Here is a 17,707-nt window from a genome sequence, read left to right on the forward strand (position 1 = left end):
TTTAAATATTTGCTCAATAAAATTTCAAAAAAGTGATTTTAGCAGTAGATGATAATGTAATTAGAGCAATAGGTATTATTTGGGAAGGTGACGGTGTTTACTTCACACGTGTACTTAATGAAGTTGAACGATTACACAATAATATAGTTATCAAACTCCACACTTTCGGAGGTAGTGTTTTCGATGGAAACTTGATTTATAATGTATGTAATGCATCTACAAAAATTGAACGACTTGAAATTATTGGTATAGCTGCATCGATGGGAGCGATAATCAGTCAATCTCGCAAAAATGTTTATATGGTTAGAAATGGATTTATGATGATTCATCCTCCATCGGGCTATGCTAACGGTACTGCAAAAGATTTAAAAGCAACGGTAAATCTATTGGAACAAATGGAGAAAAACTTTTGTAATGATTTGAGTGCAACTACTGGAAAAACTACAAAATGGATTCAAGAAAATTGGTTAGATGGTTCTGATCATTGGTTTTCTGCGGAACAGGCATTGAAAGAAAACTTAATTGATGGGATTATTGAAAATGAAACAGAGGTTGACCGATTTGACCCATCAGAAATAGAAAACGAAAACGAGGTTTATGCACGTTATGCAGCCTTGTATATTCCAAATATTACTAATAATAAAATTGAAACAGACGAAATGAAAAAAGAAGTCATTGAAGCTATGAATTTACAAGGCGTGAACGAAAACAGTTCAGATACAGCAGTAATTCAGGCACTCGTAACGAGATATTCAGCTTTAGAAAAGAAAGATGAAGATTATAAAAAAGAACTTGCTGATTTACAAGCAAAACTTGACGAACAATCAAATGGAGCTGTTGCATCTATTATTGCTGAAGCTGTAAAAGCTGGTAAAATCAAAAAAGAAGATGAGCCAACTTATGAGGCTATTGGTAAAACATCAGGAATAGAAGCTTTGCAAACAGTTTTTGCAAATATGAACACTCGTAAACCTATTGCTGGTCAAATTAACGGTGGAACAGACGCTAATTTAGACAGAGCAAGTTGGGATTTTGATAAATGGCAAACAGAAGACCCACGAGGTTTTGAAGCTTTGGCAAAATCAGATCCTGAAAAATTTAAAACATTGTTTAACGCTAAATACACAAAATAATGGCTGGAGTATATAGAGAAATTTGGACAGGCGAATTAGTCGAAGGGTTTAGACCTTTTGTTGACGCATCATTTTTAATCAACATTACTGACTATTCTGAATTTGTTACAAGTTCAAGAAATGGAGAAAATGAGGTAATTCATTTAGTTGATATTGGTGCTGATCCTGAGGTATTAATTAACAATACTGCTTATCCAATCGGTTACTCTGAATTAGAAGATGGCGACATCGCATTCAATTTAGATAAGTATCAAACAGTAGCTACAAAAGTGACAGATGATGAGTTGTATGCTATTACTTACGATAAAATTGCAAAAGTAAACGAGAAACATCGTTTGGCAATTCTAACAAAGAAATTTGGTAAAGCTATTCATGCAATTGCACCAAAATCGAAATCAATCGATACACCTGTAATTGGAACGTCTGGTGCAACAGAAGCTGGAAAAAAAGTTGCGACTTTGAAAGATATTATTGATTTGGCAAAAGCAATGACTGATGCAGGTGTACCAAATGATGGTAAACGAATTTTAGTTTTAGACGATTCGCATTTATTTGATATTCTGAAAGAAGATACAAACCTGTATAAAAATTATGTCAATGTAGCTACTGGTCAATTATTGCCGTTGTTATATGGTTTCAAAGTGTATTCGTACGGAAACAATCCTTTTTATGCAGGAACTACAAAAGCAAGTTACGGAGCTGTTTATGACGATGCTACTCACAGTAAAGCGTCTATTGCATTTTATGCACCTGATATGTTCAGAGCAGAAGGTAAAACGAAAATGTACTTCGATGAACCTGATACACAAACTCAATCATCAGCAGTCAATTTTAGACACTATTATTTAGTAGCACCTAAAAAAGACCGTGCAATGGCTGCATTAGTAACTACAAAAGCTTAACTATGAAATTACAAGATCAAGCCAAAAAAATATTTTCTCAAAGCTCACATGATGAGCTTTGGGCAAACCCATCAGGAGAGTTCTTCAGTTCAAAAAATCTTGCTGAACTGAGTTTAAATAAAGGTCAAAAATTGACTTCATTCAAACGTGATGATAAAGCGTCTGAAAAACAAGAAGTAAAGGAAGATTCAAAAGATAAAGCAAATGAGCAATCTTAATGGAGTTACTACTAAAAAAGGAAAAGTTGGTGCAAATCGTACCAATAACGAACGTGCTGTTTCAGGATTAGTTATTGCATCGGTTGTATTGGCAGGTTTAGGGTTCAATACACCTGTAACCATTTACAATGTTGAAGATTTAGACCAATATGGTTTAGATGCAGATTTTGACAAAACAAATAATGTTAATGTTTACCGTCATATTTCGGAGTTCTACAGAATGGCTGGCGCAGGTACTGAATTACATTTTATGTTAGTTGAGCAATCATCAAACCTTAAAACGTTAGTTCAATCTGAAAGCGTAAAAACATTATTGGCTTATGCAGATTATGAAATTCGTCAAATTGCATTTGCTCTTAATCCTACAGAAGCACCAGCAGTTGTTGACGGAATGCCAACCGATGTTATTGAAGCAATTCCATTGGCACAAGCATTAGCAGTTTGGGCATTTGAGCAAAATATGCCTTGTCAAATCTTTTTAGAAGGTTACGGATTAGATGGAAATTCAAATGTTGTGGAGGATTTACGAGCAATTGAAAATGTAGAAGCGACAAAGGTTTCTGTAGTAATTGGTCAAGATTGGAAATATGCAGATTCTAAAACAGGTTTAGCACAAAATTTTGCTGATGTCGGAACTGTTTTAGGTGTTTGTTCATCTGCTAACATTGCTCAAAACATTGGCGACAATGAAGCATTTGATTTGAACGACTCAACAAAAGATGCTTGGATGATTGCAGGATTATCTAATCATAAAAAGAATACAGAAATCTATTCACAGCTTCAAACCTTTGAAGATAAAGGATATATTTTCGGATTGTCTTATGCTGGTTTAGCAGGTATTCGTATAAATAACGATCATGTTTGCGCTCCAATTATTGTTGACCAAGAAGGTAATATGAATGAGCATACAATTGCTTATGGACGTGTAATGGATGATGCAATTCGACAATTACGATCAGTTTTTTTACCTAAAATCAAAAAGACTTATCCAGTTGATGAAGAAGGTAAATTATTAACTCGTGCTTTAGTTTCTTTAGAACAAATTGGCGATGATGTTTTTGATGAAATGCAAAATGCAAATGAGCTTTCACTTGGAAAAACAACAATTGACCCTGATAGTGATTTACTCGTAAAAAAAGAATTGCTTGTAAGTTACAAGATTGTACCAATGGGAACACTTGGAGAAATTACAGGAACTATTAACATTAAAAATAGTTTATAATGGCAAAAATTACACGAAACGGAAAGTCATACGATAGTGTTGATGTAAAGTGTAACATCAACGGTGTTGATATTGAAGTAACATCATTAACATACGGAAATGAGCAAGAACATCAATTAAATTGGACGCTTGGTTCATCAGAAGCAACCTCTTGGAGTACAGGTAAAAGAACGCCTAACGCTTCTATGGGAGTAATGATGCACGATATTACACCATTAGAAACTGCAATGATTGGTAGAAGTATTTTAGACATCAAACCATTTTATTTGATTGTCTCTTTTACAAACGAATACAATTTACTTGTAGTAGATCGTCTTTTGGTAAAATTTACAAAAGAAGGTCGAGAAGTTACAGGCGAAATGGGGCTTAAAATGGATTATCCATTATTTGCTTTGAAAGTAGACCTTAACATGAAAGCATAGTTTTAAACCCTTTTTAAATACATTTTAAAATGTCAAAAAATCAAAAAGAATTAACACCTGAACAAATTGAAAAAGCAGGTGGAGAAAATAATTTACGTCGATTAACATTAGTAGATTCTAATGATAACGAAGTTCAAGTAATTGCAAAAGTTCCAAGTAGAACAACCATTGGTGAATATTTAAAATTTGCTAATGTTAATCCAACTAAAGCACAAGAAATCTTGATTAATCAATCCTTGCTTACAGATAAAGATTTGGTTAAATCAGATGATTTATTGTTTTTATCTGCTGTAGCTGGTATTGCTGAGATCATGCCATTGGGAACTGCTAAAGTGGAAAAGTATTAACCGATTGTACAGGACTGATAGAAGATGATGGGTATGATCAAATTTTTAAAATCAATGCTTATATCTCTCATTTTCTACACATACCATTTCCTGAACAATTGGATGATGATACTTGGGCGATAAAATGGGCACAAGTGAAATGGTTAGCAGATAAAGGCATTTTGTCTTTGAGTAAAAAAGAAATAGAATAGAAATGAAGAAAACTCAAATAAACCTTTCCGCTCGTTATGCAGCTGCTTTTGGAGTAGCTTCTTTGGTTGACGTTGTCAAAAAAGAATTGAAACCAAAAAAAATGTATGACGTAGATTATTATCAGGAACGTAGTTCAGATTTTGAAAAAGTAAGTTTCGAAATTAATTTAACTGAAAAAGACGGGAAACGTTATGATGAAAAGCTTGAGTTTTCTTCTGTATTAAAAGGTGAACAAGGTAATATTTTCGCACCTCCATTGATGATTAATTTTTCTCAAGATAAATCATTAATTGAAACAGAGGTTAACGATGATGATGCAGTTGTAATTGAACGTTGGGGTACTAAACCTTGGAATATTGAAATAAAAGGATTGTTGATTGATTTGGATAATCGCATTTATCCAAGTGATGAAATTAAAAGATTAAATACATTTTGGTCGAAAAATACAATAATTGTAGTGTCAGGATTACAATTTGAAGAACGCCAAATTGATGCTATTTATTTCAAAAGTATTGAGTTTACACCATTAGAAGGATTTCAAGATACTATACAATTTAGTGCACAGGCAAATAGTATAAAATCAGTTTCTTTTACACTTGGTAAACCAGATGTGAAATTTGATTTCGGATCAGTAGAAGTATCTCAAGAAGACGGAACAGTTTTTTGATTATGAATTATTTGTATTACAATATCAACCTGAAAATCAAAATCGGTAAACGAGTTGAGTTTTATCGTTGTCAATCTATCCAAATAGAAAGAAGCGTTCAGACTTTGATAAATACAGCTAAAATCATTTTACCTCGTGAATATCGAAATGCGATTGATGAAAACGGAAACGCAGTTGATTTACATGGAAAATCGATTTTAGATTTCATTAAACGAAAAGATAAAGTCGAAATTTCATTCGGTTATGATGGGCATTTCTCTAAAGAATTTGTCGGTTATATTACTAAAATAGGTGCAGATGCTCCTTTAGAGATTGAATGTCAAGATGAAATGTTTATGCTTAAATCTGCTAAACGTTATTCAGGATATTTTAAAACAGGAAGCGTAAAAGATATTTTAAAAGCAGTTATTCCAGCGAAATATGATGTCATTTATGATGCTGATTATTTTATCGGAAAATGGAAAATTGAAGATGCCACACCTTATGAAGTATTACAAGAACTGAAAGAAAAAGCATCGATTAGAGCATGGTTTGGTTATGATGGAAAATTAAACGTTGGAATGTTGGTTGATTTTAAACCTCGAAGAGTTCATCAATTAAATTTTTCTGAAAATATACGCCGTGGTTCTGATATTAAGTTTGAAAGAAAAGAAAGTAAATCGCTTTACTTGTCGGTTAAATCATTACAAAAAGATGGTTCAACAATCGAAAAATCTCTTGGAGAAAAAGGCGAAAATGAAATGACAATTCAAATGCCCGGGCTTTCAAAAACTGAACTGAATGATTTTATTAAAAAATACTATCAATCAAAAAGTTTTGACGGATTTGAAGGAACGATTGATACGTGGTGTTATCCATTAATCAAAGAAGGTGATGCTGCAGATTTAGTGCGTCCTTTTTATGAAGATAAACATCAAGACGGACGATACTTTGTTGAAAGTGTTACAATCAATATTGACGAATCATTTGGGATCAAAAGAAGTTTAAAAATCAGTTACAAATTGTAGTTATGGAATTAGGAGAAATCTTTGAATCTGCTGTAAAAAAAGCAAATAAAAAAGGTGTTAAACGGTTCCCATTGATGACAGAAACAGTTACAGAGGTTACTGAAACAACCTGTACAACTTCTGATGGTGTTGATGATATTCGATTAAACGCAATTGATACAGAATTAGATTCTAAAATTGCTATTTATCCAAAGATAGGTTCTAAAATCATTTATGGACGATTGAATGATACGGATGATTTATTTGTATTGAAATACTCAGAAATAGACCGAATTGTTATCAAAATGGATAAACAAATCTTTGAAATGAAAGATGGAAAATTCAGAATATTAAATGCTGAAACCAATCTTAAAACTGTTTTAAACGATTTGTTTTCTACTCTCGAAAATGCAATAATTCAGACGCCAAGTGGAGCTGGTAAATTCATTGATTTGAATAAACAAAAATTCAAATCTTTAAATCAACAAATTGATAAACTTTTATTCTAATGGCTTTAAATGACGAACAATTAGTACAGGATATTATTTCGATTCAAGACGAAATGATTCAGTCAGAAAATTACGAAGAAAGTAAACGTATGTATGCTGAAAAGTTGATGCTAGCAATCAAAAATTATTTAATGTCATCAGTCATTCAAATTACGGGAACATCAAACCAAGGAGCTTTTACAGGACAAGGAAAAATAGAATAATGAAAGATTTTAAACGCACAGATGAACAAGACTTAGAAATCATAAATGGTGACTTTGTGATTGATGAAAGTGATCAACAACATATCGAAGATATTTTCATCGCTCAGAAAGGAGAATTTAAAGAGTTTCCACAGCTTGGATTTGGTGCAATAAATTATTTAAAAACTACTATTTCTCCTTACAAATTTGAAAGAGATTTAAGAATACAATTAGAATACGACAATTACTCGAATCCTACTATTGACACAACAAACGGTATTGAAAATACACAAATTACAATTTAATGGATTGGACACAAATATTCGTAACGATTTTAGGATACTTATTGGGTGCGGGAGGTTTAGTTTTTTGGTTTTTAGAACGAAGAAAATTTAATGCTGAAGTATCAGCAGTTTTAGAAAGTGTACAAGCTTCTAAAATTGATAATGACGTAAAACTATCCAATCATTATAAAGACATCTTAGACGATTTGAAACAACGATATGAAGATAGGTATCAAGAATATGAAGCATTGATGCAATCAAAAGAGAAGATTTTGAAAGAAGAAATTTCAATGTTAAATCGAAAAATCAAAATGCTAAAAACTGAAAATATCGAGTTGCGAAAACGTATTGCAGAACTTGAAAAACAAACGAAACATGCAAATCAAAGTCCTACATAATCAAACGCTTTTAGATATTTCAATTTATCTATTTGGAACTGCCATTGGAGCAATGTCTTTGGCAATTGCGAATGACATCAGTTTAACGGACGATTTGGAGGTCGGACAAATATTAAACGTTCCTGTAAATAGTGATTTTGAACAAAGATTAATCGCAGAATATTTCCAAAATAAAGGATTGAAACCTGCAACAGGCATCACAACAATTGAGAAAGAAATAGAAACGCCAAGCGGTATTGATTACTGGGCGATTGAGGTAGATTTTGTAGTACAATAAATTATGAGTGTAGAAAATTATCAAAGAGAAATGATTTTGGCAAAAGAAGCCAATAAAAGTTTAGAAGGTTTGACTTCTACATCCAAAACGTCTATTTGGCGAATGATGTTGTACATCATGGCGTATTCTGTTGAACAAATTGCACAATTATTTGCTTTGCATCGCTCCGAAACTGATGTCAAAATATCAACACAAAAAACACATCGTTTGCCGTGGATTCAAAGTTTGTATTTGAATTTTCAATATGGTTTTGAATTAATCAAAGAAAAAGATTTGTTTGATAATACTGGTGCAACCGATGAAGAAATCGAAGCTTCAAAAATTATTAAATATTGTGCAGTCAACGAAAGTTCAACTGAGCGTGAAATCATCATTAAAATAGCTACTGAAAAAGATAATGTTTTATCGCCGTTGGAAGCTGATAAAATAGAAGCGATTTACGAGTATACAAAGCGTGTAAAAGGAGGAGGTGTTCCGTACATAATCATCAATTATTTGCCTGATCGTTTGAGATTGAATATTCGTGTATTTCGTGATCCTTTGGTGATTAACGCTAATGGAATGGATATTACTTCAGCTAAATATCCTGTACAAGAAGCGTTACAAGAATTTATGAAAGAGCTTCCATTTAATGGAGAGTTAAGGATTCAAGATTTAGCAAATAAGTTGGAAGCGATTACAGGGGTTAATTTGGTTTCGGTTGATTTAGCACAATCATGTTGGATAGATGCTGATAATAACGATTACGGCGATTGGACAACGATCGATGTTCGGAGGATTCCCGAAAGTGGCTATTTCACGATTGAAAACTATAACGGAATAAGCTATGAAGTATAATATAGACTTTAATAAGCTCGTGGTTCTGCTGTTGCCGACTTTTATGCGTCAACCCAAAATCGTCGCTTATTTACGTTCGGCAATTGCCCCAGTTATTAATATTCATTACGAATTTTTACAACGACGTTTGGATGATCATTATAAGTTAGATCATAATTGGCAAGTTTGCTATTTAGAAGCTGTATTGAACGATAAATTTGATATTTCGGAAAGACGAATCAAGATTATCGAATGCGATAAATACCAAAGAAAATACATTTATACAGAAGGCGAAAAGAAGCCTAAATATTTAGGTACAATTTACATCCGCCCAAGTTCTAATTATGGAGATGATAGTTTTGATTTTAGCGTCGATATGAATGGCGTAAGTGCGAATATATATGATATAGAAGCACAGGTAAAATTTTACAAGTTAGAAGGGACACGATTTAACGTAATAAATTTAGGATAGATGAATAGAATAAATATACAGCAAACAGGAGGTTTTCCACTTGAAACAGACACGCTAAATGCAATGCAAAATACCTATGATATCTTTAATTCATTAGGAAATATCATTGCTCCATTAGCCATTATTAAAGGTTGCGAAATTTTAGGAAATAGCGTTGCAAATGGTGTGGTATATATCAATGGTGAAATAGTAGAATTTCGTGGTGGACAAGCGGGCGCAACAGTTATTATTCGAGAAGAAACGCAAAACAAAAACTTTGAGAATGGCGAAAACAAATTAGTTTATCGTACACGTTATGCAACATTTGGATCAAGTGTACAAACAACGAATTATCCTTGGTCTGACTTTCATCGACCAAAAACATTACAACAATTAGAAGCCGAAAAAGCTGAAAAAGCAACTTTAGATAATATTGTAACACGTGTAAAAAAGCTCGAAGTTTTTGCACGTCCGTTTTCGAGTGGTTTTGGAGCGGTTTTATTTCTGCGTCCTGCGAATGAAATTCCTGAAGGTTGGGAAGAGGTAACAGACTTACGTGGTCGAATGCCAATTGGACAAAATCCTGACGATGCAAATTTATCATCAGTTTTAGAAAACTTCTTAGGAGGCTCAAAAACAAAAGCAATTTATAAAAGCAATTTACCTGCTGAAGGTGTCGCCTATAAAGATGCGTATTACATCGAAAATGCAACAAATGGAGGATTGGATGGAACTATTTACGTTGGTGAAAATAAGTTCGGTTCGAATAAATCTGATAATGATAATAACAGATTATTCTATAGAAATGCAACAACTGATAATCTTGGTAATGGTGTTGAGTTGGATGTAATGAATCCTTACCGCATTGTCATCTTCATTAAACCAATACAATAACTATGGCATTAGATAATAACACACAATTAGTTTACACAGATAAAACCACACTTAAAAATTGGTTTAAGCGTTTAGATAAACCAAAACAAGCGCAATTTTGGGAATGGTTTGATAGCTATTGGCATAAGTCAGAAAGTTTGCCAATTAGTTCTATTTCGGGGCTTGGTGATTTGATTGATGGTAAAGCTGAGACAGAACATACACACTCAGAATACGCAAAAAATGATGCTACATCGTTAACGGCGCAAAATATTACACAATGGCAAAATAAATTAGGAATAAACGATTTAGATTATGTAGTAATTCCAACAGAAGATGCTACTGAAAATAGTCATCCGTATGTTGTTGTAATAGATAACGAAGGTAAATCAGCACGACGAAACGCAACTGATTTTGGTAAAGTAGATACGATTGACGGCATCGAACCCGAAGAAAATAAAGATGTAAAATTAGGTGCGGTTCGAAAATCTGAAAGTAACGAGGTTGAGGCTGGTTTTGATTTACATCAAGTTGATGGTGCTTCAATTGGTGTTGATGTGAATGGAGTTAAAGTTTTTAAAGGTGGTATTACAGCTACTTTTGGAACTACAAGTATTTATGTTGATAACTTGGTTCCTGATGCTGCATATAAATTTCAAGAAATTCTATTCCCTAAAAGATTGGTAAAAAATGTAGAGGAAAAAGTATATCCAGTTACGTATGTTAATGGTGTAAAAGCCAATGAAAATGGGCGTGTTGATATTTCAGGTATTCCGTGGAATTTTGCAAATTCAAGTATTCGATATTCAGGAATATTAGATAAATCAGCAGATGCAACATATAATCAATTATTAGGCGTAGATAGCAATGGTTATGTAGCTAAAGTTGGTTTAAACGCTGTTACTAATGCGATGGTAAAATCAACAGATGCACAGAAAGATGCTTTTAGAATTGCAAGTAGAAAAAGTGGTGAAACTTATAGTACAGGTCAACCACGTGTTGATACTATATTACCACCTGTAATTGATAATACCAAAGATTATATTCAATATGTAACGTTAGTGGGTCTTAATTTATTTGTTAATAATTCAAACCCTTCAACAGCATCAGTTAGTATAATTAGATATAAAGATATTAATAATCAATTAATACCTGAAGAAACACATATTATTGATAACTATCAAGTTTATCAAACAAATCAAAGTATTCTTTCATTTGGTATTGATTATAGTTTATTTCCGACAGGTTATTATAAAGTAAAAGTAGTGCACAATGGTTTTGAAAATATCGGTACTTCTGACATTTTAGTTACTACGCAAGTAACAACAAAACCTATTGTATTAGATAATTGGGAGGTTTATACACCTTATGATGCTTCAAGTTTAATTGTTAGTCCTACTTCAATTAAGAAAACTTATACAACTAACAGAGGTAATATTTTGGAACAACAAGTTAAACACTTTATAATTTTAGAGGAAGATGTTATCAATGGTTTTCGAATAAATTTCACATATAAACTTACACCTGCTGGCTCTGAATTAGGTAATGTTACTTGGCGTTCGGCAATTAATTTTGGTTTAGGTTATGATAAACCTGTTAATGGAACTATTGTTCCTGAAATATTAGTATCATTCTTTAGAGGAGTTATAACTGTAGGGACTAAAACTTTAAATATTCCAATAATAAATGCACCAACTGTTTATGATATTGATATAGTAGTTAAAAATGGTTTAGCTACTGTAATTGTAAATAGTAAAGCAGATGGTAAGATTCTAACTAATACGTTCTCTTTTGAACAATTAAATAAGAAAATGTATTTCTACTCTACATTCATAGGTAGTAATGCGGATAGTGCAATTCAAATCAATGGAACTGTACAAGAATTATTATTTACAAATACCTATCAAACATTTTAATTAATAAAAAACTACCAATGGATAACGTGAAAGGAAGAATACTTTTAAAACAGCAAATTTCAAATCTGAAGGAAGTAGGATTTGAAGATATAGAGCGTACGGTTAATGTAATGCAAGCGCATATAGATGGCGGGAATTACGAGCAATTTTATGTCAATTATTTTATCTCATACACTCGTGATGGTGTAGATGTTTCGCATTTGTTTAAAAACCAAACATCATACGATTGGTACATCAATAATAGCGAAATGATCCAACAACGAGATGAGAATTTCGAACCTGTATTGGATGATGAAGGTAATTTTATTTTATTACCTGCTTTTGATTACATCATGGGTGTTTTCGACAGTATGAATGCTATTTCCTATGATGTGTTGAAAGCGTATATTTTGGAAAACGATAACGATGGTAAATGGGACTTAACGGCATAAACGGTTGCGGGGCTTGCAATGGCTTTTGGAGTTGGTTCAAGCCACCGCATCACCAATTCTTTAAAGTACAATGCAATCAACATGATGAAGCGTATAATCTTGGAGGAATAAGAATCGATAGAAAAATAGCAGATTTGATTTTATTAAAAAATATGAGAATCGCAGTTAATGAATATTTTCATAACCGTAAAACATTCAGTAGAATTTGGTTCTTATTCCTTTGTCAACTCTACTATTTAGGAGTGAGAATTTTCGGCGCTTCATCATTCAACTTCACAGAAAAATAAACATTAAAACAGTATTTAAAATCAATTTAAAGCACGTGTAGTTTTACACGAGCAGGATAACTAATTTAAAATTTTAAGGTATGAATACAGGAAAAAAAGGACTTGAACTAATCAAGAAATACGAAGGTTTTTTTGCAAAACCTTACTTAGACCCTATTGGAATCCCAACCATTGGGTACGGTGCGACTTATTATCCAAACAAAGTAAAAGTAACAATGAAGGATAAGCCGTTGACAGAAAAAGAAGCATCTGACTTATTAGTTCAGATGTTGAAAGTGTATGAGAACCAAGTTGCATTATTGGTAACAAAACCAATCAATCAAAATCAATTTGATGCGTTGGTAAGTTTTACATACAATCTCGGAGCGACTAATCTGAGTAAATCTACTTTATTAAAAAAAGTCAATAAAAATCCAAATGATCCAACTATTGCAAATGAATTTATGCAATGGGTGAATGCTGGTGGTAAAAAATTTAATGGACTTGTAAAACGTAGAAAAGATGAAGCAGCTTTGTATTTTTCTTAGTGTAGTGTTTTTACTTCTTGCGTGTGCAACGAAGCGAAAAACAAAGGAGGTCGAGAAAACGGAAATCAAGACAGAAAATCTTATAAATAACGATTCTGTTTTCCAATTGAAATCAAAAGTTTCTAAACTTGAAACGAATCAAACTTTTAACGAGTTTGAAAGCGTTCTAAAAGCTCTTAATGTTCAATATGATGGCGAACAAGGTAATGATTTGAAAGTTATCTTAAATCGAACAGAAAACGGTACTGAGTTAAATGTTTCAGGTAAAGGTAAAGCGAACTATAATGAGCAATCCGAAAAAACGTATAATTTAACAAAGTCAGAATTTTTATTGATTTATGATAGTCTCAGAAAATTTGAGTTAGCTCAAAATAAAATGCAACGAGATCAATTGTTTTTAGATCATTTTAAATCAAATACCGAAAAGGATAAAACAGATATATCAATTTGGATTTACGTGATTATTGGTTGTGTCCTCTGTTTGGTTATTTTTCTTATTTGGATAACAATATTAATTAAAAACTATATAAATAAAGTAATCGCTTTTGGAGTGAAATAAAAGTCCTCCGCAAAAATTAAATATCTCACCTTTCAATTTTTAGCGTATAAAAACCCCTACAGCGGAGGACATAAACCTTCTTTGTAGGGGTTTTTATAATTGAAAAGTGAGAATACAAATTTAATAAAAAAATGGAGAAAATAATAGAAACAAAGAATTTAGGGAAATTAATTATTAAACCAATTGAAAAACAAATAGCTAAAGAATTAATTATTAAAAATCATTATTCTCATAAGTGGAATGATGGCGGTTTTGGAGTTTTTAATATTGGGATTTTTGATTTTGAAAATCCTGAAAAATGCCTTGGTTGTGCTGTATATGGATATATGAAGAATTTAAAAGCTAAATTGTTTTCTCATCCAAACCCTGATGCTTGGATGATTGAATTAAATAGAATGTGGATAGATGATAGTTTAGGTCATAATGCAGAGAGTCTTTTAATTGCTCATTCCATCAAAATGATAAAACAATTAGATAAAAATGTCGTAGCTATTCAATCATTTGCAGATGGACGGTTAGGCTGTGGAACTATATATAAAGCGTCAAACTTTAAGTATTATGGCTATCATTTTACAAGGTTTCTAAAACATAAAATAACAGGTGAAATTTCGCACGAACAGAATTTCACAAATAGCACATCTAAAAAGCGTTTTATACGTGGTAATATTGGCTTTTTATTGGAAGATTGGGAAGTATTCCGTGTAAAAACATACCGATATATCTATCCATTGGATAAAAAAGTAACATTTAGATTTAAACAAGAACCCTATCCAATATATGAGAAAGGTCAAGAACCTATCGAATGGAAAAGGAATTTATCACTTCTAAAATTAAGACTTCAAGCCCTTATTAGCGAATTGTAAACATAACATCCCAATTACTATATAAAGTTAGTGATTAATAGTGATTTGACCAAATAAATAAGTGTAAAAAAGTGATATTTTTTGAGTATTTTTGTAAGGTGATTGAGTATAAGTAAACGGGTTAAAAGCTGCGTGGTTGCAAACATGAAAATCCCTACATCCAAAACTTCAGCTATATTCTAATGAAAAGGCTATTAGACTGCGTTTAATAGCCTTTTACGTTTCTTCTTTATATGATTTATTTGATTATATTTGTAGAGTTGAAATGGAATTGATATATAAGTTATCGTATTGACATCCGCACGTAACCACACGTCTGAGTAGAGAAGCAACTACCTGATAAACTCTTTCAACATGGATAACATTAAAGCCGTTTAAATCTATTTTAAACGGCTTTAATTTTGTAAAAAGTTTTGCGATTTATACATTAAACTTGTTTTGAAAAAATGTATTTTTCGTTTTGCCGATTATACTATCGATTTTTTTGATGAGTAATATGATAAAAAATAAAAGCCTTTCTTTTGAAAGGCTTTTATTTTTTTGATTAAAATTATTTCAATTTTATCCATTTACAGCTTCTACATTGTCAACAACATCAGGCATCATTTGTTTCAAAATTCCTTCAATACCATTTTTTAATGTTGCTGTAGAAGAAGGACAACCAGAACAAGCACCTTGTAATAACATTTTTGCAGTGCGAGTTTCTTCATCAAATTCGATTAACTCGATATTTCCACCATCATTTGCAACAGCTGGTTGAACGTATTCGTCTAAAATAGCTTTGATTTGTTGTTCTACAGAAGAAAATTCTTCGGCAGATTTTACAACAACATGCTCAGGAGCTTCAGTTGTAAATTCATAAAACTCTTCAAAAACTGGACCACCAGCTTGTAAATAGTTGGTAATAAATGATCGAACATCCATCATCCAAAGTGACCAATCTTCTGATTCGTTTTTTGTAACCGAAACATAATTATCAACAATAAAAACCTCTTCGATAAAAGGATATTCTTGGTAAAGTGCAACAGCTAAAGGAACTCCAGCAGCTTTTTCTTTCGATTTTATTTCGATAATCTCTGGCGCTAACATTGTATTCGAAACAAATTTCATCGCAGCAGGATTTGGCGTCATTTCTGCATAAATAGAAACTGGCGCTTTTTTCATCGGAGCTAAAATTGCGTTTTCTTCTAAATGATCGTTAATAATCTCTTTCAAATCCTCTACAACATCAGCCCATTCAATACCGTCAATTTTTTCGATTGCAACAAAATTTGCTGTGATAAAAATTTTGTTGATGAATGGTATCGTTAATAAAACTTGTGCTAAAGGAGATTCGGCAGCTGTAGAATCTTTGTCAAATTCTACACCACCTTGTGTTAAAGTCTCGTCGCAAACGAACTTCATCACATTATTATTGGGTGTAATTTCTTCTTGTACTCTCATAATAGTACAAAAATACACTATAAAAATGTATCTTTAGCATCAGAATTATAGATTTTGTTATGGCGATAATTAAAGAATTAAATGGGCATGCACCGAAGTTCGGTAATAACTGCTTTTTAGCGGATAACGCAGTGATTGTAGGAGAAGTAGAAATGGGAGATGATTGCTCTATTTGGTTTTCTGCTGTTGTTCGTGGAGATGTACATTTTATTAAAATGGGAAATAAAGTGAATATTCAAGATAATGCAACAATCCATGCAACGTATCAAAAATCACCCACAGTTATTGGGAACAATGTTTCGATAGGGCATAATGCGATTGTACATGGTTGTACAATACACGATAATGTTTTGGTAGGTATGGGCGCAATTGTGATGGATGATTGTGTTGTAGAATCTAACTCGTTAATAGCTGCAGGTGCAATTTTAACAAAAGGAACGCACGTAAAAGAAGGTGAATTATGGGCAGGAATTCCGGCAAAGAAAATAAAAGATGTTCCTCAGAGTCTAAAAGAAGGTGAGATAGAACGTATTGCTAATAATTATTTGATGTATAGTAGTTGGTATAAATAGATATTTGATTTTAATTAATTAAAAATTAAATAACATATTGATTTTATACATTATATTTTATTATTTTTAGAGTATTTAAGAATAACTTCAATGATCAATTGTTTTAATAATCTTGAAGTAAGAAAAATTATTTTTATGTATTTTAATACGAAATTGTTCGTATCAACATTATTAGCTCAATCTCTTTTGTTTACTTCTTGTATAAAAGATGAGGCAGCGGATACTGATGCTGATATTTTAGAAGCTCAGATTCCTTCAGAATATTTAAAAACAGAGCCGATTATAACGAATACTTCTGTAGAATTTAAAGTAAAATCGACTATAGATTTGACAAAACAATCACCAATATTTATTATTTCTCCTAATGCAACAATTTCTCCTGTAAATGGAACGGAAAGGGATTATAGTAAAACACAATATGTTACTGTAACAGCAGAAGATATGCGTTGGTCAAAAGTATACTCGGTTAATTTTACAGTAGATGATCTTAACCATTATTATAATTTCAATCAAGCAGAACTAACAGATAGAGACCGCTATTATCGTTTTTATGAAGTTGGGGCAAATGGAAATAAAATTTATGAATGGGATAGTGGTAATCAAGGATACGCTACAATTGCAGGAAGTACGCCACCAGAAAATTATCCTACATCTGTAACGCAAGGTAGAAAAGGAGGAAAAGCTGTAAAGATGGTTACAGTATATACAGATAAAATGGGAGAGAGTATGGGAAATCCTATTGCAGCAGGAAATTTATTTATTGGAACTTTTAAACTAAATATTTTCAATCCTCTTAAGTCTACTCGTTTTGGGTTACCATTTGATGGTGGTTTACCAAAAAAATTGCGTGGTGTTTATACGTATAAAGCTGGAGATGTTGTTACAGATAAAAATTATAAACCTATACCAGGAAAAAAAGATGATTTTATTATTTATGCCATTTTATTTGAAAGTAGAGCAAAAGATAATTATTTAGATGGTACACATAAGTTTATGGATAGCAGAAATGTAGCAATTGCAAAAATACAACCTGAACAACGTAAAGAAACTACAAAATGGACAACATTTGAAACTCCTTTCGAACTAGTAAAAGGAAAAACATTTGATCCAACAAAAGAATACATGCTTACTATTGTAATGTCATCTAGTATTAATGGAGATGAATTTGAAGGTGCAGTTGGTAGTACTTTAGTTGTAGACGAAATCGAATTATTGTTAGATTAAAATGTT

Annotated in this window: 25 protein-coding genes; 24 read left to right on the forward strand and 1 reads right to left on the reverse strand. The window is 32.1% G+C overall.

The window, feature by feature from the left end:
• Positions 1-32: 32 nt before the first annotated feature.
• The 22 genes from QHG34_RS03595 to QHG34_RS03700 all read left to right on the forward strand — a co-directional run bounded on the left by QHG34_RS03595 (position 33) and on the right by QHG34_RS03700 (position 14,462).
• Positions 33-1,133, forward strand: a complete 1,101-nt coding sequence (locus tag QHG34_RS03595; protein WP_280063204.1) for a Clp protease ClpP — start codon at positions 33-35, stop codon at positions 1,131-1,133.
• On the forward strand, positions 1,133-2,035 hold the full coding sequence (locus QHG34_RS03600; RefSeq protein ID WP_280063205.1) for a hypothetical protein: 903 nt from the start codon (positions 1,133-1,135) through the stop codon (positions 2,033-2,035). Before QHG34_RS03595 ends, QHG34_RS03600 begins: the two co-directional genes overlap by 1 nt.
• A 2-nt stretch (positions 2,036-2,037) precedes the next feature.
• A complete protein-coding gene (locus QHG34_RS03605) occupies positions 2,038-2,253 on the forward strand; it encodes a hypothetical protein (protein ID WP_280063206.1) in 216 nt (71 codons plus the stop codon).
• Positions 2,240-3,475 carry a DUF2586 family protein gene (locus QHG34_RS03610; protein WP_282628798.1) on the forward strand — a complete coding sequence of 412 codons (1,236 nt, stop codon included), beginning with the start codon at positions 2,240-2,242 and terminating at the stop codon, positions 3,473-3,475. Before QHG34_RS03605 ends, QHG34_RS03610 begins: the two co-directional genes overlap by 14 nt.
• Positions 3,475-3,897 carry a hypothetical protein gene (locus tag QHG34_RS03615; protein WP_280063209.1) on the forward strand — a complete coding sequence of 141 codons (423 nt, stop codon included), beginning with the start codon at positions 3,475-3,477 and terminating at the stop codon, positions 3,895-3,897. The genes QHG34_RS03610 and QHG34_RS03615 overlap by 1 nt, the downstream gene beginning before the upstream one ends.
• Before the next feature lie 29 nt (positions 3,898-3,926).
• Positions 3,927-4,244, forward strand: coding sequence for a hypothetical protein (locus tag QHG34_RS03620; protein ID WP_280063210.1), 318 nt, complete (start codon positions 3,927-3,929; stop codon positions 4,242-4,244).
• A 193-nt stretch (positions 4,245-4,437) separates the two neighbouring features.
• Complete coding sequence (locus QHG34_RS03625) at positions 4,438-5,103, forward strand: DUF6046 domain-containing protein (RefSeq protein ID WP_282628799.1); 666 nt, start codon at positions 4,438-4,440, stop codon at positions 5,101-5,103.
• A 2-nt stretch (positions 5,104-5,105) separates the two neighbouring features.
• Positions 5,106-6,110, forward strand: coding sequence for a hypothetical protein (locus QHG34_RS03630; protein ID WP_282628800.1), 1,005 nt, complete (start codon positions 5,106-5,108; stop codon positions 6,108-6,110).
• Positions 6,111-6,112: 2 nt separating this feature from the next.
• A complete protein-coding gene (locus QHG34_RS03635) occupies positions 6,113-6,598 on the forward strand; it encodes a hypothetical protein (RefSeq protein ID WP_282628802.1) in 486 nt (161 codons plus the stop codon).
• Positions 6,598-6,801, forward strand: coding sequence for a hypothetical protein (locus tag QHG34_RS03640; RefSeq protein ID WP_282628803.1), 204 nt, complete (start codon positions 6,598-6,600; stop codon positions 6,799-6,801). Before QHG34_RS03635 ends, QHG34_RS03640 begins: the two co-directional genes overlap by 1 nt.
• Entirely contained in the window at positions 6,801-7,085 is a 285-nt protein-coding gene (locus QHG34_RS03645) for a hypothetical protein (RefSeq protein ID WP_282628804.1), read from the forward strand. The genes QHG34_RS03640 and QHG34_RS03645 overlap by 1 nt, the downstream gene beginning before the upstream one ends.
• A complete protein-coding gene (locus QHG34_RS03650; protein ID WP_282628805.1) occupies positions 7,085-7,462 on the forward strand; it encodes a hypothetical protein in 378 nt (125 codons plus the stop codon). The genes QHG34_RS03645 and QHG34_RS03650 overlap by 1 nt, the downstream gene beginning before the upstream one ends.
• On the forward strand, positions 7,440-7,739 hold the full coding sequence (locus tag QHG34_RS03655) for a hypothetical protein (RefSeq protein ID WP_282628806.1): 300 nt from the start codon (positions 7,440-7,442) through the stop codon (positions 7,737-7,739). The genes QHG34_RS03650 and QHG34_RS03655 overlap by 23 nt, the downstream gene beginning before the upstream one ends.
• 3 nt (positions 7,740-7,742) lie before the next feature.
• Entirely contained in the window at positions 7,743-8,576 is an 834-nt protein-coding gene (locus QHG34_RS03660) for a nucleotidyltransferase (protein ID WP_282628807.1), read from the forward strand.
• Positions 8,566-9,027: a hypothetical protein gene (locus QHG34_RS03665; protein WP_282628808.1), complete on the forward strand. Its 462-nt coding sequence runs from the start codon at positions 8,566-8,568 to the stop codon at positions 9,025-9,027. Before QHG34_RS03660 ends, QHG34_RS03665 begins: the two co-directional genes overlap by 11 nt.
• The gene (locus QHG34_RS03670) at positions 9,028-9,900 is read left to right on the forward strand and encodes a hypothetical protein (RefSeq protein ID WP_282628809.1); all 873 of its coding nucleotides are present in this window, start codon (positions 9,028-9,030) and stop codon (positions 9,898-9,900) included. It begins immediately after the preceding gene.
• 2 nt (positions 9,901-9,902) lie between these two features.
• Entirely contained in the window at positions 9,903-11,795 is a 1,893-nt protein-coding gene (locus QHG34_RS03675) for a hypothetical protein (RefSeq protein WP_282628810.1), read from the forward strand.
• Positions 11,796-11,812: 17 nt separating this feature from the next.
• On the forward strand, positions 11,813-12,226 hold the full coding sequence (locus QHG34_RS03680; RefSeq protein WP_282628811.1) for a hypothetical protein: 414 nt from the start codon (positions 11,813-11,815) through the stop codon (positions 12,224-12,226).
• On the forward strand, positions 12,208-12,513 hold the full coding sequence (locus QHG34_RS03685; protein ID WP_282628812.1) for a hypothetical protein: 306 nt from the start codon (positions 12,208-12,210) through the stop codon (positions 12,511-12,513). Before QHG34_RS03680 ends, QHG34_RS03685 begins: the two co-directional genes overlap by 19 nt.
• Positions 12,514-12,593: 80 nt before the next feature.
• Complete coding sequence (locus tag QHG34_RS03690; RefSeq protein WP_282628813.1) at positions 12,594-13,040, forward strand: lysozyme; 447 nt, start codon at positions 12,594-12,596, stop codon at positions 13,038-13,040.
• Positions 13,015-13,599 carry a putative periplasmic lipoprotein gene (locus QHG34_RS03695; RefSeq protein ID WP_282628814.1) on the forward strand — a complete coding sequence of 195 codons (585 nt, stop codon included), beginning with the start codon at positions 13,015-13,017 and terminating at the stop codon, positions 13,597-13,599. Before QHG34_RS03690 ends, QHG34_RS03695 begins: the two co-directional genes overlap by 26 nt.
• A 131-nt stretch (positions 13,600-13,730) precedes the next feature.
• Positions 13,731-14,462, forward strand: a complete 732-nt coding sequence (locus QHG34_RS03700) for a Mom family adenine methylcarbamoylation protein (RefSeq protein WP_280062290.1) — start codon at positions 13,731-13,733, stop codon at positions 14,460-14,462.
• Between the two features lie 561 nt (positions 14,463-15,023).
• Here QHG34_RS03700 and QHG34_RS03705 read toward each other — a convergent pair.
• The gene (locus tag QHG34_RS03705; RefSeq protein WP_407080898.1) at positions 15,024-15,908 is read right to left on the reverse strand and encodes a NifU family protein; all 885 of its coding nucleotides are present in this window, start codon (positions 15,906-15,908) and stop codon (positions 15,024-15,026) included.
• Between the two features lie 56 nt (positions 15,909-15,964).
• Between QHG34_RS03705 and QHG34_RS03710 the strand changes: the two genes are divergently transcribed.
• Both QHG34_RS03710 and QHG34_RS03715 read left to right on the forward strand, forming a co-directional pair.
• Entirely contained in the window at positions 15,965-16,477 is a 513-nt protein-coding gene (locus tag QHG34_RS03710; protein WP_282628816.1) for a gamma carbonic anhydrase family protein, read from the forward strand.
• A 135-nt stretch (positions 16,478-16,612) separates the two neighbouring features.
• Positions 16,613-17,701 carry a PCMD domain-containing protein gene (locus tag QHG34_RS03715; protein ID WP_282628817.1) on the forward strand — a complete coding sequence of 363 codons (1,089 nt, stop codon included), beginning with the start codon at positions 16,613-16,615 and terminating at the stop codon, positions 17,699-17,701.
• The last annotated feature ends 6 nt before the right edge of the window (positions 17,702-17,707 follow it).

The sequence above is a fragment of the Empedobacter sedimenti genome (genome assembly GCF_030005555.1).
Lineage (GTDB): Bacteria > Bacteroidota > Bacteroidia > Flavobacteriales > Weeksellaceae > Empedobacter > Empedobacter sedimenti.